General features: G+C 55.6%; 16 protein-coding genes. 8 read left to right on the top strand and 8 right to left on the bottom strand.

The genetic code is table 11. The annotated features are described in order from the left end of the window. Positions 1-44: 44 nt before the first annotated feature. Positions 45-581, bottom strand: a complete 537-nt coding sequence (gene hpt / locus AC1VYI_RS20755; RefSeq protein WP_008501948.1) for a hypoxanthine phosphoribosyltransferase — start codon at positions 579-581, stop codon at positions 45-47. Positions 582-789: 208 nt separating this feature from the next. Here hpt and AC1VYI_RS20760 point away from each other — a divergent pair, with 208 nt between their 5' ends. After that, positions 790-3,180: a glucose/quinate/shikimate family membrane-bound PQQ-dependent dehydrogenase gene (locus AC1VYI_RS20760; protein WP_134866795.1), complete on the top strand. Its 2,391-nt coding sequence runs from the start codon at positions 790-792 to the stop codon at positions 3,178-3,180. 132 nt (positions 3,181-3,312) lie between these two features. Here AC1VYI_RS20760 and cueO read toward each other — a convergent pair whose 3' ends face one another. Further along, the gene (cueO, locus tag AC1VYI_RS20765) at positions 3,313-4,881 is read right to left on the bottom strand and encodes a multicopper oxidase CueO (protein WP_134866796.1); all 1,569 of its coding nucleotides are present in this window, start codon (positions 4,879-4,881) and stop codon (positions 3,313-3,315) included. Between the two features lie 145 nt (positions 4,882-5,026). Between cueO and AC1VYI_RS20770 the strand changes: the two genes are divergently transcribed. The 3 genes from AC1VYI_RS20770 (at position 5,027) to speD (ending at position 7,154) form a co-directional block, all read left to right on the top strand. Further along, positions 5,027-5,374: a YacC family pilotin-like protein gene (locus AC1VYI_RS20770; protein WP_014882582.1), complete on the top strand. Its 348-nt coding sequence runs from the start codon at positions 5,027-5,029 to the stop codon at positions 5,372-5,374. 115 nt (positions 5,375-5,489) lie between these two features. Then, entirely contained in the window at positions 5,490-6,359 is an 870-nt protein-coding gene (gene speE, locus AC1VYI_RS20775) for a polyamine aminopropyltransferase (RefSeq protein WP_023310424.1), read from the top strand. Beyond that, a complete protein-coding gene (speD, locus tag AC1VYI_RS20780) occupies positions 6,360-7,154 on the top strand; it encodes an adenosylmethionine decarboxylase (RefSeq protein WP_008501953.1) in 795 nt (264 codons plus the stop codon). A 31-nt stretch (positions 7,155-7,185) separates the two neighbouring features. Here speD and yacL read toward each other — a convergent pair whose 3' ends face one another. Together yacL and acnB are read right to left on the bottom strand one after the other, a co-directional pair. Then, on the bottom strand, positions 7,186-7,548 hold the full coding sequence (yacL, locus tag AC1VYI_RS20785; protein ID WP_023310423.1) for a protein YacL: 363 nt from the start codon (positions 7,546-7,548) through the stop codon (positions 7,186-7,188). Between the two features lie 190 nt (positions 7,549-7,738). After that, entirely contained in the window at positions 7,739-10,336 is a 2,598-nt protein-coding gene (acnB, locus tag AC1VYI_RS20790) for a bifunctional aconitate hydratase 2/2-methylisocitrate dehydratase (RefSeq protein ID WP_045355163.1), read from the bottom strand. Positions 10,337-10,735: 399 nt separating this feature from the next. Here acnB and AC1VYI_RS20795 point away from each other — a divergent pair, with 399 nt between their 5' ends. Together AC1VYI_RS20795 and AC1VYI_RS20800 are read left to right on the top strand one after the other, a co-directional pair. Further along, the gene (locus AC1VYI_RS20795; protein WP_045355162.1) at positions 10,736-12,289 is read left to right on the top strand and encodes a DUF3300 domain-containing protein; all 1,554 of its coding nucleotides are present in this window, start codon (positions 10,736-10,738) and stop codon (positions 12,287-12,289) included. A 10-nt stretch (positions 12,290-12,299) separates the two neighbouring features. Continuing rightward, positions 12,300-13,091: a DUF2950 family protein gene (locus AC1VYI_RS20800; protein ID WP_134867399.1), complete on the top strand. Its 792-nt coding sequence runs from the start codon at positions 12,300-12,302 to the stop codon at positions 13,089-13,091. Between the two features lie 53 nt (positions 13,092-13,144). Here the strand turns inward: AC1VYI_RS20800 and lpdA are convergent, their stop codons facing one another. The 4 genes from lpdA to pdhR all read right to left on the bottom strand — a co-directional run bounded on the left by lpdA (position 13,145) and on the right by pdhR (position 20,206). Further along, positions 13,145-14,569, bottom strand: a complete 1,425-nt coding sequence (lpdA, locus tag AC1VYI_RS20805) for a dihydrolipoyl dehydrogenase (RefSeq protein WP_003856313.1) — start codon at positions 14,567-14,569, stop codon at positions 13,145-13,147. Positions 14,570-14,744: 175 nt separating this feature from the next. Then, complete coding sequence (gene aceF, locus AC1VYI_RS20810) at positions 14,745-16,640, bottom strand: pyruvate dehydrogenase complex dihydrolipoyllysine-residue acetyltransferase (protein WP_134866797.1); 1,896 nt, start codon at positions 16,638-16,640, stop codon at positions 14,745-14,747. Between the two features lie 14 nt (positions 16,641-16,654). Beyond that, positions 16,655-19,318, bottom strand: coding sequence for a pyruvate dehydrogenase (acetyl-transferring), homodimeric type (gene aceE / locus AC1VYI_RS20815; RefSeq protein WP_023310418.1), 2,664 nt, complete (start codon positions 19,316-19,318; stop codon positions 16,655-16,657). Positions 19,319-19,441: 123 nt separating this feature from the next. Next, positions 19,442-20,206, bottom strand: a complete 765-nt coding sequence (gene pdhR, locus AC1VYI_RS20820) for a pyruvate dehydrogenase complex transcriptional repressor PdhR (protein ID WP_008501960.1) — start codon at positions 20,204-20,206, stop codon at positions 19,442-19,444. A gap of 263 nt (positions 20,207-20,469) precedes the next feature. On the opposite strand from pdhR, the gene AC1VYI_RS20825 reads away from it, so the two are divergent. Beyond that, complete coding sequence (locus tag AC1VYI_RS20825) at positions 20,470-20,697, top strand: hypothetical protein (RefSeq protein ID WP_023310417.1); 228 nt, start codon at positions 20,470-20,472, stop codon at positions 20,695-20,697. Positions 20,698-20,743: 46 nt separating this feature from the next. Continuing rightward, positions 20,744-22,114: an aromatic amino acid transporter AroP gene (gene aroP / locus AC1VYI_RS20830; RefSeq protein ID WP_482882578.1), complete on the top strand. Its 1,371-nt coding sequence runs from the start codon at positions 20,744-20,746 to the stop codon at positions 22,112-22,114. The last annotated feature ends 67 nt before the right edge of the window (positions 22,115-22,181 follow it).

Here is a 22,181-nt window from a genome sequence, read left to right on the forward strand (position 1 = left end):
CTCTCCCTGTGGGAGAGGGTCGGGGTGAGGACATCAGCCCTCGATTACTCGTCCAGCAGTACCACTTTCCCCACATACGGCAGATGACGATAGCGCTGCGCGTAGTCAATGCCGTAACCGACGACGAATTCGTCCGGAATCGAGAAGCCCACGAACTCTACCGGCACCTGCACTTCACGACGGTCAGGTTTATCCAGCAGGGTACAAATCGCCAGAGATTTTGGTTCACGCAGGCTCAGGATCTCGCGCACTTTTGACAGCGTGTTGCCGGAGTCGATGATGTCCTCAACGATCAACACATCTTTGCCACGAATATCTTCATCCAGATCTTTCAGGATTTTCACATCACGGGTAGTGGACATGCCGCTGCCGTAGCTGGAGGCGGTCATAAAATCGACCTCATGGGGCACATGCACCTCACGGCACAGGTCTGCCATGAACATGAAAGAGCCGCGCAACAGACCGACCAGCACCATTTCGCTGCCGCTGTCCTTGTAATGTTCGGTGATTTGACGACCCAGTTCGGCGATACGCGCTTTGATCTCGGCTTCCGGGATCATCACTTCAACAGTATGTTTCATATTACTAACCAAATGATTTTAGTGAAAATCTCTCAATACGGATGAGTTAATATCCAGCACTGATACGCAAGCCAGCCATTATATCAGCAAATGGATAAGCCTGGCGTATGAGTTATAAAAAGCAAATATTGTGATTCCGATCACACTTGTTAATACCTATAATTAGTTGCTAGCAAATTATTAACAAAAACTGACGAGTACACTTTCTATGGCTGAAACAAACTCTAAACAGCCGCGTCTACTGGTGACATTAACAGCCGCATTCGCAGCCTTCTGCGCGCTGTATCTGTTAATCGGTGGCGTCTGGCTGGTCGCTTTAGGCGGCTCCTGGTACTACCCGATTGCGGGTCTGGTTATGGTAGCCGTAACCGTCCTGCTGTTGCGTAGAAAACAATCTGCACTGTGGCTGTATGCCGCCCTCCTCCTTGCCACCATGATCTGGGGCGTCTGGGAAGTCGGTTTTGACTTCTGGGCACTGACGCCGCGCAGCGACATCCTGGTCTTCTTCGGTATCTGGCTGATCCTGCCGTTCGTCTGGCGTCGCCTGATTGTGCCTTCCAGCGGTGCGGTGGCGGGCCTGGTTGTTGCCCTGCTGATTACCGGCGGCATTCTGACCTGGGCCGGCTTTAATGACCCGCAGGAGATCAACGGTACGCTGAACGCGGAATCCACGCCTGCGGCAGCTATCTCCCAGGTCGCTGACGGCGACTGGCCAGCGTATGGTCGTAACCAGGAAGGTCAACGCTACTCTCCGCTGAAGCAGATCAACGCGGACAACGTTAAAAACCTGAAGGAAGCCTGGGTATTCCGTACCGGCGACCTGAAGATGCCGAACGATCCGGGCGAGCTGACCAACGAAGTGACGCCGATTAAAGTCGGCAACATGCTTTATCTGTGTACGGCGCACCAGCGTCTGTTCGCGCTTGACGCGGCCACCGGTAAAGAGAAATGGCACTTCGATCCGCAGCTGAATTCCAACCCGTCCTTCCAGCACGTCACCTGTCGCGGCGTCTCTTACCATGAAGCGCGCGCCGATAATGCCAGCCCGGAGGTCATTGCCGACTGTCCTCGCCGCATTATGCTGCCGGTGAACGATGGCCGTCTGTTCGCCATCAATGCCGAAACGGGCAAGCTGTGCGAAACCTTTGCCAACAAAGGTATCCTGAACCTGCAGACCAACATGCCGGACACCACGCCGGGTCTGTATGAGCCCACCTCGCCGCCAATCATCACCGATAAAACCATCGTGATTGCCGGTTCGGTAACGGATAACTTCTCCACGCGTGAAACCTCCGGTGTTATCCGTGGTTTCGACGTGAACACCGGTAAACTGCTGTGGGCCTTCGACCCGGGCGCGAAAGATCCCAACGCGATCCCTTCGGACGAGCACACCTTTACCTTTAACTCGCCAAACTCCTGGGCACCAGCGGCGTATGACGCGAAGCTGGACCTGGTCTACCTGCCAATGGGCGTGACCACGCCAGATATCTGGGGCGGTAACCGCACGCCAGAGCAGGAGCGTTATGCGAGCGCTATCGTGGCGCTGAACGCGACCACCGGCAAACTGGCATGGAGCTACCAGACCGTACACCACGATCTGTGGGATATGGACATGCCGTCCCAGCCGACGTTGGCGGACATTACCGTTAATGGCAAAACCGTTCCGGTGATTTACGCGCCGGCCAAGACGGGCAACATCTTCGTGCTGGATCGCAGCAACGGTAAGCTGGTTGTGCCTGCACCGGAAAAACCGGTTCCGCAGGGCGCGGCAAAAGGGGATTACGTCAGCAAAACCCAGCCGTTCTCTGACCTGAGCTTCCGTCCGAAGAAAGACCTCAGCGGGGCAGACATGTGGGGTGCCACCATGTTTGACCAGCTGGTGTGCCGCGTGATGTTCCACCAGCTGCGCTATGAAGGCATCTTCACGCCGCCGTCTGAGCAGGGCACGCTGGTCTTCCCGGGTAACCTGGGGATGTTCGAGTGGGGCGGGATCTCCGTTGACCCTAACCGTCAGGTAGCGATCGCCAACCCAATGGCGCTGCCGTTCGTTTCCCGTCTGATACCGCGCGGTCCGGGCAACCCAATGGAGCAGCCGAAAGACGCGAAAGGCAGCGGTACCGAAGCCGGCATTCAGCCGCAGTACGGCGTGCCGTTTGGCGTAACGCTGAACCCGTTCCTGTCTCCGTTTGGTCTGCCGTGTAAACAGCCTGCCTGGGGTTATATCTCCGGCCTGGATCTGAAAACCAACCAGATCGTGTGGAAAAAACGTATTGGTACGCCTCAGGACAGCATGCCGTTCCCGATGCCTGTTCCGGTGCCGTTCAATATGGGTATGCCAATGCTGGGTGGCCCAATTTCCACCGCCGGTAACGTGCTGTTCATCGCGGCAACCGCAGATAACTATCTGCGCGCGTACAACATGACCAACGGTGAAAAACTGTGGCAGGGCCGTCTGCCAGCGGGTGGACAGGCCACGCCGATGACCTATGAAGTGAATGGCAAGCAGTACGTTGTCATCTCTGCCGGCGGTCACGGTTCGTTTGGCACAAAAATGGGCGACTACATCGTCGCATATGCGTTGCCTGACGAAGGCAAATAAAAGCAAAACGGCAACTTCGGTTGCCGTTTTTGTGTTTGTTCCCTCTCCCTGTGGGTGAGGGTCAGGGTGAGGGCATCAGGCCGCACCTGCGAAATCCAGGCCGGGTAAGGTGAAGCCGCCACCCGGCTTTTTTTATACGGTAAAGCCGAGCATCATCCCCGTATCTTCATGCTCCAGCAGGTGGCAGTGCGCCATATAGGCAAACTCCTTCGGCGCCTCGTGGTCAAACTTCACCAGCACCTCGCTGACGCCGCCCTCCACTCTCACCGTATCTTTCCAGCCCGCGCGATGCGCATCCGGCGCTTTGCCGTTCTCTGTGAGAATGCGGAACTGTGTGCCGTGGATATGGAACGGATGTAGCATCATGTCCCCTTCGCCTGAAATCACCCAGCGCTCAAGCTGACCCTTTGTCGCAGTAAACATCGGCGTATTCATGTCGAACGCTTTGCCGTTGATCATGTTGGCGTTGTGGAAATCAAAGCCATGGTCGCCGTGATTCATATTCCCCATGCCGCCCATTTTGCCGTGGTCCATATTCATGTGGCCCATCATCTGGCCGTGATGCATCCCCGCCATCGCCTTATCACCATATTTCGCCATCAGCGCCTGCATGCCCATCATATCGAGCATCGGGTTCATGGAGAGCTGCAGCTTGCGCTGCGTAAGTCCCTCCAGCGACGGGAGGGCTGGCAGGGTGGTTAACGTATCAGGCAGCGTGCCGGAAGCGGCCACCAGCAGCGGCTGAATACGCAGCACCGGATGCGGCTTATCAAACGGTGCGACCGCCATCCCCATCTGGCTCACCGGCAGCGTCACGAGGTCAAACGGCTTGCCGTCGCTGATATCCACCAGCACCTCAAAGCGTTCGCCCATGAGCATCGGCAGCTCGCTCACCTTCACCGGCTCCGGCAGCAGGCCGCCGTCGCTGGCTACCACATACAGCGGGCGTTTATCGCTGGCGGCGAAATTCAGCGAGCGCGCGTTACAGCCGTTGAGCAGGCGCAGGCGCAGCCAGCCTTTCGGCGCGGCGTGCTGAGGGTAAATGGCGCCGTTGGTCAGCAGCGTGTCGCCAAACCAGCCTACCGCCGCGCTCATCACGTCCAGCTGATAGTCAATTTGCCCGTCAGCGTTGAATTTCTTGTCCTGCACAATCACCGGTACGTCGTCGATGCCCCACTGTTTCGGCAGGCGCAGCAGGCGGCTTTCGTCGTCTTCAATCAGCACCAGCCCCGCCAGCCCCATCGCCACCTGATGGCCCGTTTTGCCATGCTGATGCGGATGGAACCAGCAGGTCGCCGCGCGCTGATCGGGCGTAAAGGTGACGCTGCGCGTACCGCCCGCTTTGATGATGCCTTGCGGCCCGCCGTCCACCTCGCCCGGCACTTCCAGCCCGTGCCAGTGCAGCGTCGTCTCTTCGGCGAGCGTGTTGTGGATATCCACCGTCACCGTTTTCCCTTTACGTAGCTGAAGCGCCGGACCGAGCAAATTGCCGTTATAGCCCCACGTCGTGGCGTGGGGCTCGCCGAACGTCGTTTTACCGGCCTGAACCACAAGCTGGATACGGCTGCGGGCGTCAGCGGTCAGTAAGTCAGGAATGGGTAAGGCAGGCCTGTCGGCCGCGAAAACCGCGCGGCTCCAGAGTGGTAATGCGCTGGCAGCCCCCAGCACAGCGGAATATTTTAAAAAATCACGACGTTGCATGTTCATTTCCTTATTTCCAGCAGGCGATCTTTTGAGCATAAACCCTCCCCTTACCGGAAGGTCAAGTAAAGCGGCAATAATAAAGATCGTCGCACCGGCATCAAGTATGCTAACGTTAATTTTCCGTGAAGAAGTGGTAGAAGCAATGAAGACGTTTTTCAGGACAATTTTGTTCGGAAGCCTGATGGCAATGTGTGCGAACAGCTATGCGCTAAGTGAAAATGAAGCGGAAGATATGGCCGATTTAACGGCGGTTTTTGTATTCCTGAAAAATGATTGTGGCTACCAGAATTTACCCAACGGGCAGATTCGCCGCGCGCTGGTCTTTTTTGCCCAGCAAAACCAGTGGGATCTCAGCAACTACGACAGCTTCGACATGAAGGCGCTCGGCGAAGACAGCTACCGTGACCTAAGCGGTATTGGTATTCCCACTGCCAAAAAATGCAAAGCGCTGGCTCGCGACTCACTCAGCCTGCTCGCCTACGTCAAATAACCTTCCCGACGCCCCCTGTTAAACCTATAGCCGTGCAACCACGGTTATAGTTAGCTATCATGTTTCGCTCATTTTTTATGAGCGTAACGGATGTTAACAAAGGAGGAGTCCGCGTATGGCCGACCACACGTTGTGGCATGAAACACTGCATGACCAGTTTGGTCAGTACTTTGCCGTTGATAACGTGCTCTATCATGAGAAAACCGATCACCAGGATCTCATTATCTTCGAAAACGCCGCCTTTGGCCGCGTGATGGCGCTGGACGGCGTGGTGCAAACCACCGAGCGCGACGAGTTCATCTATCATGAGATGATGACCCACGTCCCGCTGCTGGCGCATGGTCACGCGAAGCATGTCCTGATTATCGGCGGCGGCGACGGCGCAATGCTGCGTGAAGTGTCCCGCCATCGTTCCATTGAAACCATCACCATGGTGGAAATCGATGCGGGAGTCGTCTCTTTCTGCCGCCAGTACCTGCCCAACCACAATGCCGGTAGCTATGACGATCCGCGCTTTAGCCTGGTGATTGACGACGGCGTTAACTTTGTTAACCAGACCTCGCAGACCTTTGACGTTATTATCTCCGACTGCACCGACCCTATCGGCCCCGGCGCGTCGCTGTTTACCTCCTCCTTCTACGAAGGCTGCAAGCGCTGCCTGAACCCGGGCGGGATCTTCGTCGCACAAAATGGCGTCTGCTTCCTGCAGCAGGATGAAGCGCTCGACAGCCATCGTAAGCTAAGCACCTATTTCGATGACGTCAGCTTCTATCAGGCGGCCATTCCGACGTACTACGGCGGGATCATGACCTTTGCCTGGGCGACCGATAACGACGTATTACGCCATCTCTCCACCGAAATTATTCAGGCCCGCTTCCATCAGGCCGGTCTTCAGTGCCGATACTACAATCCGGCAATTCATACCGCAGCGTTTGCTCTGCCGCAGTACCTGCAAGACGCATTATCCACTAAGGGGGTGAGCTAATTGAAAAAGCTTAAACTGCATGGCTTTAACAACCTGACGAAAAGCCTGAGTTTTTGTATTTACGATATCTGCTATGCCAAAACAGCGGAAGAACGCGATGGTTACATCGCCTATATCGACGAACTCTACAACGCCAACCGTCTGACCGAGATCCTGTCAGAAACCTGTTCCATTATCGGCGCAAACATCCTGAACATCGCCCGACAGGATTATGAACCTCAGGGCGCCAGCGTGACCATTCTGGTCAGCGAAGAGCCGGTCGACCCGAAGCTTATCGACAAAACTGAACATCCGGGCCCGCTGCCGGAAGTGGTCGTGGCCCACCTGGATAAAAGCCATATCTGCGTGCACACCTACCCGGAGAGTCACCCGGAAGGCGGGCTGTGTACGTTCCGCGCCGATATTGAAGTCTCGACCTGCGGCGTGATTTCCCCGCTGAACGCGCTGAACTATTTAATCCACCAGCTGGAATCGGACATCGTCACCATTGATTACCGCGTGCGTGGTTTTACCCGTGACGTCAACGGCATGAAGCATTTCATCGACCACGAGATCAACTCCATCCAGAACTTTATGTCCGAGGACATGAAATCGCTGTACGACATGATGGACGTGAACGTGTATCAGGAAAACATCTTCCATACCAAGATGTTACTTAAGGAATTTGACCTTAAGCACTACATGTTCCACACGAAGCCGGAAGATTTGAGCGAAGAAGAGCGTAAGGCGATTACTGACCTGCTCTGGAAAGAGATGCGCGAGATTTACTACGGCCGTAATATTCCGGCCGTGTAAGAGCAAGCCGGAGCAGGGATGCTCCGGTCTTTTATTTCTGTTTCATAAAGTCGCGGTAGGCATTTACCACCTGAAGGAAATCCTCTACGCCGCACATCGACAGGCTCTCTTCGTCGTAGTAGCTCATCCCCTCTTCCATCTCGTCACCTGAAAACTCGAGCTGGTTGGCACGCACCATGACCTCTTCACCATCCATCCACAGCGTATATTCATGCCCGGCGCGCTGCCAGGATCGTTCACTGCCTTTCACCGTATTTGCCGCCTGTTCAACTTCATCAAGAAGTGCGAGATTTTCTTTCACCTCTTCGTTAAACCAGTGTCCAACGGCTTCGTGGCCCATCGACATACGCACTTTCACCACTCCGGTGATGTCGCGCAGAAATTCGTAATCCATAGTGTTTTCCTCTGCAAAGCCATTACGGTAATTATCGCAGCAGCGAGGAAGAAAAAAAGCGGGAGAGGTGGGAGGAATGAAAATAAAAAGGTGAGAGCAAGACCCTGCGGCCTGATGCCCTCACCCCGTCCCTCTCCCACAGGAGAGGGTGCAAACACTAAAAACCGTCTCGTAGAGACGGTTTTGCTGTTTATACCGCCGTCTGGAAGATAACCCCGTCGGCCTTCTCGGTGTACTGAGAAAGCTGGTCGAAGTTCAGATAGCGATAGGTATCCACCGCGGTCTTATCCACCTGAGCCACAAAGGTCTGGTACTCTTCCGGCGTTGGCAGTTTGCCAATCAGCGCCGCAACCGCCGCCAGCTCCGCAGAGGCCAGGAAGACGTTCGCTCCGGTACCTAAACGGTTAGGGAAGTTACGGGTAGAGGTGGAAACCACCGTCGCACCGTCGGCTACGCGCGCCTGGTTGCCCATACACAGGGAACAGCCAGGGATTTCGATACGCGCACCGCTCTTACCAAACACGCTGTAATAGCCCTCTTCGGTCAGCTGAGCCGCGTCCATACGGGTTGGCGGCGCCACCCACAGACGGGTTGGCAGCTGGCCTTTGTGGGTATCCAGCAGCTTACCGGCAGCACGGAAGTGACCGATGTTGGTCATACAGGATCCGATGAACACTTCGTCGATCTTCTCGCCCTGAACCTCAGACAGCGGACGCGCGTCGTCAGGATCGTTCGGTGCACACAGGATTGGCTCTTTGATATCCGCCAGATCGATGTCGATCACCGCCGCGTACTCTGCGTCAGCATCGGCTTCCAGCAGCTGCGGATCGGCCAGCCATTTTTCCATGCCCTGGATACGACGCTCCAGCGTACGACGGTCGCCGTAGCCTTCTGCAATCATCCACTTCAGCAGCACGATGTTAGAGTTCAGATACTCAATAATCGGCTCTTTGTTCAGCTTGATGGTACAGCCCGCCGCAGAACGCTCGGCGGAAGCATCGGTCAGCTCGAACGCCTGCTCCACTTTCAGATCCGGCAGACCTTCAATTTCCAGAATGCGGCCAGAGAAGATGTTTTTCTTCCCTTTCTTCTCAACGGTCAGCAGGCCCTGTTTAATCGCATACAGCGGGATCGCGTGAACCAGGTCGCGCAGGGTGATACCCGGCTGCATTTTACCTTTGAAGCGCACCAGCACCGATTCCGGCATATCCAGCGGCATCACGCCCGTCGCAGCAGCAAACGCCACCAGACCGGAGCCCGCCGGGAAGGAGATACCGATTGGGAAACGGGTATGGGAGTCACCGCCGGTACCGACGGTATCCGGCAGCAGCATGCGGTTCAGCCAGGAGTGGATGACGCCGTCACCCGGACGCAGGGAAACGCCGCCGCGGTTCATGATGAAGTCTGGCAGCGTGTGGTGCGTGGTCACGTCAACCGGCTTCGGATAGGCCGCCGTGTGGCAGAAGGACTGCATCACCAGGTCAGAAGAGAAGCCCAGGCACGCCAGGTCTTTCAGTTCGTCACGGGTCATTGGGCCAGTGGTGTCCTGAGAGCCCACGGAGGTCATCTTAGGCTCGCAGTACGCGCCCGGACGAATACCCGCTACGCCGCACGCGCGGCCCACCATTTTCTGTGCCAGAGAATAACCGCGGTTGCTTTCAGCAACGTCTTTCGCCTGACGGAAAACGTCTGAGTGCGGCAGACCCAGCGCTTCGCGCGCTTTGGTGGTCAGGCCACGGCCGATAATCAGCGGGATACGGCCACCGGCGCGCACTTCGTCGATCAGCACGTCGGTTTTCAGCTCGAAGCTTGCCAGCAGCTCGTTGGTCTCGTGGTTGCGCACTTCGCCTTTGTACGGGTAAACGTCAATCACGTCGCCCATGTTCAGGTTAGAAACATCCACTTCGATCGGCAGTGCGCCCGCATCTTCCATGGTGTTGAAGAAGATTGGCGCAATTTTGCCGCCGAGGCACAGGCCGCCGCCGCGCTTGTTTGGCACATGCGGAATGTCGTCGCCCATGAACCACAGCACGGAGTTGGTTGCGGACTTACGGGAAGAACCGGTACCCACAACGTCACCCACATAGGCCAGCGGGAATCCTTTTTTCTGCAGGGCTTCAATCTGTTTGATCGGGCCAACGCTGCCCGGCTGATCCGGCTCAATACCTTCACGGGCGTTTTTCAGCATCGCCAGGGCGTGCAGAGGGATATCCGGGCGAGACCACGCGTCCGGTGCCGGAGAGAGGTCATCGGTGTTGGTTTCACCGGTCACTTTAAAGACGGTAACGGTGATTTTTTCAGCCAGCGCTGGGCGGTTCAGGAACCATTCGGCATCAGCCCAGGACTGCATCACCTGCTTCGCATAGACGTTGCCTGCTTTGGCTTTTTCTTCCACATCGTAGAAGTTATCGAACATCAGCAGCGTGGAAGAGAGCGCTTTAGCGGCAATCGGTGCCAGCTTGTCGTTATCCAGCGCGTCAATCAGCGGATGAATGTTGTAACCACCCTGCATGGTGCCGAGCAGTTCAATGGCTTTTTCAGGAGTAACCAGTGGGGAGGTGGCTTCGCCTTTGGCGATAGCAGCAAGGAATCCGGCTTTTACGTAGGCAGCTTCATCTACGCCAGGCGGTACGCGGTTGATCAGCAGATCTAACAGGAATTCTTCTTCGCCCTTAGGCGGGTTCTTCAGCAGCTCGACGAGCGCGGCCATTTGGGTTGCATCTAAAGGTTTGGGTACAATTCCCTCGGCGGCACGTTCTGCTACGTGCTTACGGTATTCTTCTAGCACGACGGTTCTCCTCGCTCTCATTGTCATATGCGGCGGGCGTTCTCTTCACGCTCCTGTGAGACAGCAGTTTGTAGGGTAAATGCCCGATACCGCGTCGGGCAGCATAGCAGGATTTCTGCACAGTGTTAATCCGTTTACAAAAAAGCAACATTAAAAAATTTGCTGAATCGTTAAGCATGGTGTAGCGGGGATTCAGGGCATCTTTTTGCGGTATCTTCTGCACCGTGACGCTTCAGTTTTTACTTCATCAGATATAATTGTGTAATAAATACTCACACTCTTTATCCGGACGTCCCGGACGCTTCCCAATAAAAGTCAAAACAGTAAAAGACGGGTGAATAATACTCACGCCAACCGTAACGCCTCACGGCACAACGCTTGTCTCGTTGGAGTCATTTTATGAAGTTGCCCTTTAAGCCACATCTGCTCGTCCTTGTGTGCAGTGCCGGGCTGTTTGCCGCCTCGGGCGTCATGTTTGTCAAAGGCCGCGCCACGGAGCCCGCTGCGCCAGCCGCCGTCACACAACAACCGGCTCCACCGGCAGCGCCTGCCGCAGCCCAGTCCGCCCCTGCTGTCGCGCCAGCCTACACTGCCGCGCAAATCGATCAGTGGGTCGCCCCTGTTGCGCTCTACCCCGATGCCCTGCTCTCACAAATCCTGATGGCCTCGACCTATCCGGCCAACGTGATCCAGGCGGCGCAGTGGTCGAAAGACAATCCTAAAATGGAAGGGGACGCGGCGATTCAGGCCGTTGCCAGCCAGCCCTGGGATCCCAGCGTAAAATCGCTGGTCGCGTTTCCTCAGCTTATGTCCCTGATGGGTGAAAACCCGCCGTGGGTACAAAATCTGGGTGATGCGTTTCTCGCGCAGCCGAAGGACGTGATGGATTCCGTTCAGCGCCTGCGCGCGCTGGCGCAGAAGACCGGCGCGTTACAATCCACGCCTCAGCAGACGGTCACCACCGTGACAAAACCGGCGCCAGCGAAAACCAGCACCGCCGAAACCACGACCACGACGACGTCCGCGCCTACGGTAATCAAAATTGAATCTGCCGACCCGCAGGTTGTTTACGTCCCGACCTATAACCCCAATACGGTTTACGGGACCTGGCCAAACGCCGCCTATCCGCCCACCTATCTCCCGCCCACGCCCGGGGAGCAGTTTGGCAACAGCTTCGTAAACGGTTTAGGCTTCAGCCTGGGCGTCGCCACAACCTATGCCATCTTCAGCAGCATCGACTGGGATGATGACGATGACTGGGATCATCACCATGACGACTGGGATAATCACGGCGGCTATAACCGCAACGGTGATAACAATATCAATATCAACGTTGAGAACTTCAATAAAATCAGCGGACAGCGCCTGACGGACGCCAACCGCACCTGGCAGCACAACCCGGCCTATCGGGAAGGCGTGCCCTATCCGACTAACCAGCTCAACACTCGCTTCCACGCCACCAACACAGCCACAGGGCTCAGTTCAACGCAGCAAAAACCGGTAAATCGCGACAGCCAGCGTCAGGCCGCGCTGAGCCAGATGGAGAAATCCACGGGCAAAACCTTCCCGCAAACGGCGCGCACCGGAACGAAAGACGTGCAGCGTCAGGCCTCAGGTGAACAGCTGAAGCAGATTTCGCAGCGCAACAACTACCGCGGCTACGACACCAAACCGCAGACGGCGAAGCGGAGTACCGCGCAGCAGCGAGAAAACCGCCAGACCACCGCCCAGAGACATGAGAAGCGGGTTTCGCAGCCCGTGCAGCAACGCTCTCTCCAGCAGCGAAACAGTCAGCCCCGGGCCAATGCGCTGAGCGGTAACGACAGCCGCTCCGCGAACTGGCAGGCGCAGCAGCAGCGCGGTGCGCAAAGCAGACAGCTCGCTGCGCGCCAGCAGCAGCCACGTCAGGCGTCCGGTGGACGTGCTGAACGCCGTGAAATTCGACATCGCTAAGGGAACCGACATGAAACGTAACCTACTCAGCGGAATGGTGTTATTTATGCTTTCGGCCTCGGTGATGGCGCAGCAGTCCTTTAGCACGCCCGATCGGGCAACCGATGCGCTGACCAAAGCCATCAGTGAGCAAAACGAGAGCGCGATGACCGACCTGCTCGGAGAGAACTGGCGCGATTTTCTGCCCCCTGAGGGCGTTGATCCGGATGCTGTCGATCGCTTCCTGCGCGACTGGAACGTCCGTCATACCACGGTTGTCGAGGGAGATACGGCGCACCTGGTTGTCGGAGACAGCGGCTGGCAGCTTCCCATCCCGGTGATCAAAACCTCTGCAGGCTGGCAGTTCGACATCAAAGAAGGGGCTGAAGAGATCCTGACCCGTGAAATCGGGCGTAACGAGCTCGCCGCCATTGAAGCCTTGCATGCCTATGTTGATGCGCAGCAAAGCTATTTTGCGATGAACCAGAAATACGCGCAGAAGATTGTCAGCTCGAAAGGCAAAAAAGACGGTTTGTACTGGCCAGCCTCGCCCGGCGAAGCGCCCAGCCCGCTCGGCCCGGCATTTAGCCCGAAAGAGCCGGGTACCGGCTATCATGGCTATCTCTTCCGCATCCTGCCGGACAATCACGGTTTCGCGATGGTTGCCTGGCCGGTCAGCTACGGTCAGACGGGCGTAATGAGCTTTGTGATAAACCAGGACGACAAGGTGTATCAGTCCGATCTCGGCAGCGATTCAGAGCAGAAAGCCCGGGCGCTAGCCGCCTATAGCCCGGATAAAACCTGGCAGCCTGTGGCGCCCTGAACGCAGCGCATAAAAAAAGCGGCCATTGGCCGCTTTTTTTCATCTGAAGAAACTTATTTCTTCTTCGCTTTCGCGTTTGGCAGGTCGGTGATGCTGCCTTCAAACACTTCTGCCGCCAGGCCCACGGACTCGTGCAGAGTCGGGTGAGCGTGGATGGTCAGCGCGATGTCTTCAGCGTCACAGCCCATTTCGATAGCCAGACCGATTTCACCCAGCAGCTCGCCGCCGTTGGTACCGACAATCGCACCACCGATGACGCGGTGAGTCTCTTTGTCGAAGATCAGTTTGGTCATACCATCAGCGCAGTCGGAAGCGATAGCACGGCCAGAAGCAGCCCACGGGAAGGTGGCGGTTTCGTAGCTGATGCCTTTCTCTTTCGCTTCTTTCTCAGTCAGACCGACCCATGCAACTTCTGGCTCGGTGTACGCGATAGATGGAATGACTTTCGGATCGAAGTAGTGCTTCATGCCGGCGATAACTTCAGCGGCAACGTGACCTTCGTGAACACCTTTGTGTGCCAGCATTGGCTGACCGACGATATCGCCGATAGCAAAGATGTGCGGCACGTTAGTGCGCAGCTGCTTGTCAACGCGGATAAAGCCACGGTCGTCCACTTCCACGCCAGCTTTGCCCGCGTCGAGGTTTTTACCGTTCGGCACACGGCCGATAGCCACCAGCACGGCGTCGTAACGCTGCGGTTCGGATGGGGCTTTTTTGCCTTCCATGGAAACGTAAATACCGTCTTCTTTCGCTTCAACGGCAGTCACTTTGGTTTCCAGCATCAGATTGAATTTCTTGCTGATGCGTTTGGTGAAGACTTTAACGATGTCTTTGTCGGCAGCCGGGATAACCTGGTCGAACATTTCAACCACGTCGATCTCTGAACCCAGCGCATGGTACACGGTACCCATTTCCAGACCGATGATACCGCCGCCCATGACCAGCAGACGCTTAGGAACGGTTTTCAGCTCCAGCGCATCGGTGGAATCCCACACGCGTGGATCTTCATGCGGAATGAATGGCAGTTCGATTGGGCGAGAGCCTGCCGCGATGATCGCGTTGTCGAAGTTGATCACGGTTTTGCCGTTTTCGCCTTCCACTTCCAGGGTGTTCGCACCGGTGAATTTACCCAGACCGTTTACCACTTTCACTTTACGGCCTTTGGCCATACCCGCCAGACCGCCGGTCAGCTGAGTGATAACTTTCTCTTTCCAGGTACGAATTTTGTCGATATCGGTTTTCGGCTCGCCGAAGACGATACCGTGTTCAGCCAGCGCTTTGGCTTCTTCGATAACTTTCGCTACGTGCAGCAGCGCTTTAGAAGGGATACAGCCGACGTTCAGACAAACACCGCCGAGGGTGCTGTAACGTTCTACGATGACGGTTTCCAGACCTAAATCCGCTGCACGGAATGCTGCGGAGTAACCTGCCGGGCCTGCCCCAAGTACTACGACCTGAGTTTTGATTTCTGTGCTCATCATGACCTCTTAATTTATACCCGTCGTCCACCGGGTCGTTCTATCCGCCCGCAGTTTACAAAATTGTTAACAATTTTGAAACAACAAACGGCTCACGAATTGTCGCTTTCGCCAATAACCTCACAAACACCATGAGATTATCAGAAAAAAGCCGGCCGACTGGCCGGCTTTTCGATTACATCACCAGGCGGCGAATGTCGCTCAGCATGTTGTTGATGATGGTGATGAAGCGCGCACCATCAGCACCGTCGATCACGCGGTGGTCGAAGGACAGAGAGATTGGCATCATCAGACGCGGCACGAACTCTTTGCCGTTCCACACCGGCTCCATCGCGGACTTGGACACACCGAGGATAGCCACTTCCGGCGCGTTCACGATCGGTGCGAAGTGGGTGGTACCCAGGCCGCCGATGCTGGAGATAGTGAAGCAACCGCCCTGCATTTCGCCGGCAGTCAGCTTACCATCACGCGCTTTCTTGGAGATCACGGTCAGTTCACGGGACAGCTCAGTGATACTCTTCTTGTTCACGTCTTTGAAGACCGGAACAACCAGACCATTTGGCGTATCAACCGCAACACCGATGTTGATGTATTTCTTCAGCGTCAGCTTCTGGCCGTCTTCGGACAGGGAGCTGTTGAAGCGTGGCATCTGCTCAAGGGCAGCAGCAACGGCTTTCATGATGAAGACTACTGGGGTGAATTTCACGTCCAGTTTGCGCTTCTCAGCTTCAGCGTTCTGCTGTTTACGGAACGCTTCCAGATCGGTGATATCGGTTTTGTCGAAGTGCGTAACGTGCGGGATCATCACCCAGTTACGGCTCAGGTTAGCACCAGAGATTTTCTGGATGCGGCCCAGTTCCACTTCTTCGATTTCGCCGAACTTGCTGAAGTCCACTTTCGGCCATGGCAGCATGCCCGGGATACCGCCACCGGCGGCTGCAGCAGGTGCAGCTTCGGCGCGTTTCACCGCGTCTTTCACGTAGGTCTGAACGTCTTCGCGCAGGATACGACCCTTACGGCCGGTTCCTTTCACTTTCGCCAGGTTCACACCGAACTCGCGCGCCAGGCGACGAATCAGCGGGGTAGCGTGGACGTAAGCGTCGTTTTCAGCGAACTCAGATTTTTCTGCTTTAGCAGCAGGGGCAGCGGCTGGTTTAGCAGCCTGAGCCGGTGCAGCAGCAGGGGCTGGAGCAGCCGCGGCAGCCGGAGCTGCGGCAGGCGCAGCGCCTTCCACTTCGAAGACCATGATCAGAGAGCCGGTAGACACTTTGTCGCCGGTGCTGATCTTGATCTCTTTAACGGTACCCGCGAACGGCGCAGGCACTTCCATAGAAGCTTTGTCGCCTTCAACGGTGATCAGTGACTGTTCAGCGGCAACTTTGTCGCCCACTTTCACCATCACTTCGGTCACTTCAACTTCGTCACCGCCGATGTCCGGTACGTTCACGTCTTTCGCGCCGCCAGCAGCTGCTGGTGCAGCAGCCGGAGCCGGAGCAGAGGCCTGCGCAGGCGCAGCAGCGCCTTCTGCACCCGCCACTTCGAAGATCATGATAAGCGACCCGGTAGACACTTTGTCGCCGGTGTTGATCTTGATCTCTTTAACGGTACCCGCGAACGGAGCCGGCACTTCCATAGAGGCTTTATCGCCTTCTACGGTGATCAGTGACTGCTCAGCCGCAACGGTGTCGCCCACTTTCACCAGAATTTCAGTGACTTCAACTTCGTCACCGCCGATGTCAGGCACGTTCACTTCTTTCGCGCTCGCGGCAGCTGCTGGAGCAGCGGCGGCCGGAGCGGCTTTCTTCTCTTCCTGCGCAGGTGCAGCAGCTGCTGCACCGTCGGCGGAATCGAAAATCATGATCAGTTTGCCGGTCTCGGTTTTATCGCCAACAGAGACTTTGATCTCTTTAACGATGCCAGCCTGAGGAGACGGGACTTCCATAGAGGCTTTGTCGCCTTCTACGGTGATCAGCGACTGTTCAGCTTCAACCTTGTCGCCTACTTTGACCAGGATCTCGGTGATTTCAACTTCATCAGCCCCGATGTCCGGTACATTGATTTCGATAGCCATTATTCTTTTACCTCTTACGCCAGACGCGGGTTAACTTTTTCTGCATCGATGTTGAATTTGGTGATTGCATCCGCAACCACTTTCTTATCGATTTCGCCACGTTTAGCCAGTTCGCCCAGTGCTGCTACAACCACGTAAGAAGCATCAACTTCGAAGTGGTGACGCAGGTTTTCGCGGCTGTCAGAACGACCGAAGCCGTCAGTACCCAGTACGCGATAATCATCAGCTGGAACGTAAGTACGAACCTGCTCGGCGAACAGTTTCATATAGTCAGTAGACGCCACCGCTGGCGCGTCGTTCATCACCTGAGCGATGTACGGAACACGTGGAGTTTCCAGTGGGTGCAACATGTTCCAGCGCTCACAATCCTGGCCATCACGCGCCAGTTCAGTGAAGGAGGTCACAGAGTACACGTCGGAACCCACGCCGTAGTCTTTCGCCAGGATCTGCGCTGCTTCACGTACGTGACGCAGGATAGAGCCGGAGCCCAGCAGCTGAACTTTACCTTTGCTACCTTCGATGGTTTCGAGTTTGTAGATACCTTTACGGATACCTTCCTCGGCACCTGCTGGCATTGCCGGCATGTGGTAGTTTTCGTTCAGGGTGGTGATGTAGTAGTAAATGTTCTCTTGCGCTTCACCGTACATGCGCTGCAGACCGTCATGCATGATGACTGCCACTTCGTACGCGTAAGACGGGTCGTAAGAGATACAGTTAGGGATAGTCAGAGACTGAATGTGGCTGTGGCCATCTTCGTGCTGCAGACCTTCACCGTTCAGAGTCGTACGACCGGAGGTACCGCCTACCAGGAAGCCGCGAGCCTGCTGGTCGCCTGCCTGCCAGCACAGGTCACCGATACGCTGGAACCCGAACATGGAGTAGTAGATGTAGAACGGGATCATCGGCAGGTTGTTGGTGCTGTAAGAGGTCGCAGCAGCCAGCCAGGATGCGCCTGCGCCCAGCTCGTTGATACCTTCCTGCAGGATCTGACCTTTCTCGTCTTCTTTGTAGTATGCAACCTGCTCACGGTCCTGCGGGGTGTACTGCTGGCCGTTCGGGCTGTAGATACCGATCTGACGGAACAGACCTTCCATACCGAAAGTACGCGCTTCGTCGGCGATGATTGGAACCAGACGATCTTTGATCGACTTGTTCTTCAGCATCACGTTCAGGGCACGAACGAAAGCGATAGTGGTAGAGATCTCTTTGTTCTGCTCTTCCAGCAGCTGGGAGAAGTCTTCCAGCGCCGGCAGTTCCAGCTTCTCGGTGAAGTTTGGCTGACGAGCTGGCAGGTAGCCTTTCAGCGCCTGACGACGTTCGTGCAGGTACTTATGCTCTTCAGAACCTTCCGGGAAGGTGATGTAAGACAGGTTTTCTACCTGCTCATCGGTCACTGGAACGTTGAAACGGTCGCGGATATAACGCACGCCGTCCATGTTCATTTTCTTAACCTGGTGAGCGATGTTTTTACCTTCTGCGGTATCACCCATGCCGTAACCTTTGATGGTATGGGCCAGGATTACAGTCGCTTTACCTTTGGTTTCGCGAGCTTTTTTCAGTGCAGCGTAGACTTTCTTCGGATCGTGACCACCGCGGTTCAGCGCCCAGATCTGCTCATCAGTCCAGTCAGCAACCAGTGCTGCGGTTTCAGGATATTTGCCGAAGAAGTGCTCACGAACGTAGGCACCGTCTTTGGATTTGAAGGTCTGGTAGTCACCGTCAACGGTTTCGTTCATCAGCTGGATCAGTTTACCGCTGGTGTCTTTACGCAGCAGCTCATCCCAACGACCGCCCCACATGACTTTGATCACGTTCCAGCCAGCACCTGCGAAGATGCCTTCCAGTTCGTTGATGATCTTGCCGTTACCGGTTACCGGACCATCCAGACGCTGCAGGTTACAGTTGATGATGAAGCACAGGTTGTCCAGCTTCTCACGGGTCGCGATGGTGATCGCGCCTTTCGATTCTGGCTCATCCATTTCGCCGTCGCCCAGGAAGGCGTAAACGGTCTGCTCAGAAGTGTCTTTCAGGCCACGGTGTTCCAGATACTTCAGGAATTTAGCCTGGTAGATCGCGCCGATTGGGCCCAGACCCATAGATACGGTCGGGAACTGCCAGAATTCAGGCATCAGTTTAGGGTGCGGGTAAGAAGACAGACCTTTACCGTGTACTTCCTGACGGAAGTTATTCATCTGCTCTTCAGTCAGACGACCTTCCAGGAATGCACGTGCATAGATGCCCGGAGAGATGTGGCCCTGGAAGTACACCAGATCGCCGCCGTCTTTCTCGTTCGCTGCACGGAAGAAGTGGTTGAAGCACACTTCGTAAACGGTCGCAGAAGACTGGAAGGACGCCATGTGGCCACCCAGTTCCAGGTCTTTCTTGGATGCGCGCAGAACGGTCATGATGGCGTTCCAGCGGATTGCAGAACGGATACGACGTTCCAGATCCAGATTGCCCGGGTATTCCGGTTCGTCTTCGACGGCAATCGTGTTTACGTAGTTGCTAGCCCCTGCACCTGAAGCAACCTTCACGCCGCCTTTGCGGGCTTCAGAAAGCAGCTGATCAATCAGATACTGAGCGCGCTCAACACCTTCTTCACGGATGACCGATTCGATCGCCTGTAGCCAGTCGCGAGTTTCGATCGGATCCACGTCATTTTGGAGACGTTCTGACATGGGGGTATTCCTTATCTATCTAATACGTTGATTTGTCTGGAACCTGTCCCATTGTATTTTCGCCAGAAAACACAATAAGACAGGTTCTGCGTTTAGTTGCCGCGCTCTAAAAGTACCTGGCGCTTAATCCTTTCGTTGCTGTATGCGGCGTAATGAACGTTCGCGACGCGATTGTTCACGGCTGCGGTCCAGCAAGATTTCCTCAATGAAAGCCAGATGTCGGTGCGACGCTTCGCGCGCCTGCTCCGGTTCCCCGGCCATTATCGCCTCGAATACTCGGGTGCGATGGTTGCTTACCAGTGGGAGCATGTCCCGACGGGCATACAACAATTCAAAATTTTGACGAACGTTCTGGGCCAGCATGGGCTCCATGCAGCGTAGCAGATGGAGGAGCACCACGTTGTGGGCCGCTTCGGTGACGGCAATTTGATACTGGACGACGGCGCTGGACTCGGCGTCTAAATCGCCGGACTGCTGTGCCCGTTCAATGGCCTGATGCAGTTCGCGGATACGCACGCGATCTTCATCAGTGCTGCGAAGGGCGGCGTAATAGGCCGCAATACCTTCAAGCGCGTGACGGGTCTCAAGCAGATCAAACTGGGATTCTGGGTGGTCAGAGAGAAGTTCTACCAGCGGATCGCTGAAGCTCTGCCACAGGCTGTTTTGCACAAAGGTTCCGCCGCCCTGGCGACGAAGCAGCAAGCCCTTTGCTTCGAGACGTTGAATCGCCTCACGCAGAGAGGGACGTGAAACGTCGAACTGTTTTGCCAGCTCGCGTTCTGGCGGAAGTTTCTCACCCGGGCGCAGAGTCCCTTCGAGGATTAAAAACTCCAGCTGCTGCTCAATCACATCAGATAGTTTTGGTTGGCGAATTTTGCTGTAGGCCATATTCCCTGTCTTACGCCTTTTTGCCCGGAGTCAATTGGTCTTACCAATTTCTATTTCGTATCGCTAAAGTAACAAAGTATTCACCTTCTGTCCATATTGGTTTTGATTGAAATCAGTAAACCCTGCACATTTTAACAACCTTACAGAAATAACGTTTCAGAAATGTAACTTTGCACAAATGAGTTGATTACTCCCAAAGAGGGAGTTTTAACCATAATGAAACGAGGGTTTTTGCAATCTGAAGCGATTCAACAAGGCAAATAATGAAAATTCGCCCACTTAAGGCGCATTTCTATTCTATAGGTTGGGTGAGGAACAACGAGCGGGCCGATTTACAAATGCTTTCTTTTTATTCAAGTCGTCATCACCCCTTCATAAAGCAGGTGCATTCGCAGGCACTTATCACTATTCTGGCGCTTACGGAAGCCATCTCCGCTTTTTTCGGTCTCGTTAACCGTAAAGAAATAAATACAGAATATGGATTTTCATAATTACACACGCACAGCGTGAACATAACAACCACACACGAGGTTTCAAATGGAAGCTCAACAGCACGGCGATCAGCTAAAGCGCGGGCTTAAAAACCGCCATATACAGCTCATCGCACTGGGCGGTGCGATTGGTACCGGCCTGTTTCTGGGCAGCGCATCCGTTATCCAGTCTGCCGGTCCGGGCATTATTTTGGGTTACGCGATTGCCGGCTTTATTGCCTTTCTGATTATGCGCCAGCTGGGTGAAATGGTCGTTGAAGAGCCGGTCGCAGGCTCCTTCAGCCACTTTGCCTATAAATGCTGGGGCAGCTTTGCCGGTTTCGCCTCGGGCTGGAACTACTGGGTCCTGTACGTTCTGGTTGCCATGGCTGAGCTTACCGCCGTTGGGAAATACATTCAGTTCTGGTATCCCGAGATCCCAACCTGGGCTTCCGCAGCCGCTTTCTTCGTCATTATTAACGCCATTAACCTGACCAACGTAAAAGTGTTCGGTGAAATGGAGTTCTGGTTTGCCATCATCAAGGTCATTGCCGTAGTGGCGATGATTATCTTCGGCGGCTGGCTGCTGTTCAGCGGCAACGGCGGCCCGCAGGCAACCGTGCGCAACCTCTGGGAACAGGGCGGATTCCTGCCTCACGGCATGACCGGCCTGGTGATGATGATGGCCATCATTATGTTCTCCTTCGGCGGCCTGGAGCTGGTGGGCATCACCGCTGCTGAAGCCGACAACCCGGAGCAAAGCATTCCGAAAGCCACTAACCAGGTTATCTACCGCATTCTGATCTTCTACGTGGGCTCGCTGGCCGTGCTGCTCTCCCTGCTGCCGTGGACGCGCGTGACCGCCGACACCAGCCCGTTTGTGCTGATCTTCCACGAGCTGGGCGACACCTTTGTCGCCAACGCCCTGAACATCGTGGTGTTGACCGCAGCGCTCTCCGTTTACAACAGCTGCGTGTACTGCAACAGCCGCATGCTGTTCGGCCTGGCCCAGCAGGGCAACGCGCCAAAAGCGCTACTCAACGTCGATAAACGCGGCGTGCCGGTAAACACAATTCTGGTTTCGGCGGTTGTGACCGCGCTGTGCGTGCTCATTAACTACATGGCTCCGGAATCGGCGTTTGGCCTGCTGATGGCGCTGGTGGTCTCTGCCCTGGTCATCAACTGGGCCATGATCAGCCTGGCGCACATGAAGTTCCGCCGCGCCAAGCAGCAGCAGGGCGTCACCACGCGCTTCCCTGCCCTGCTCTATCCGCTGGGTAACTGGATCTGCCTGCTGTTTATGGCAGCCGTGCTGGTGATTATGCTGATCACCCCGGGTATGGCGATTTCCGTCTACCTGATCCCGGTCTGGATTGCGATCCTGGGCGTGGGCTATCTGTTCAGTCAGAAAAGCCGTAATGCCATGAAGGCACACTAAGCCTCTCTTCGCGGCACCTGCTTTTGCGGGTGCCGCGCGTTGTTACCTCCCTCACACTTTCATGCCC

The sequence above is a fragment of the Enterobacter sp. QK-SA4 genome, from assembly GCF_056856775.1.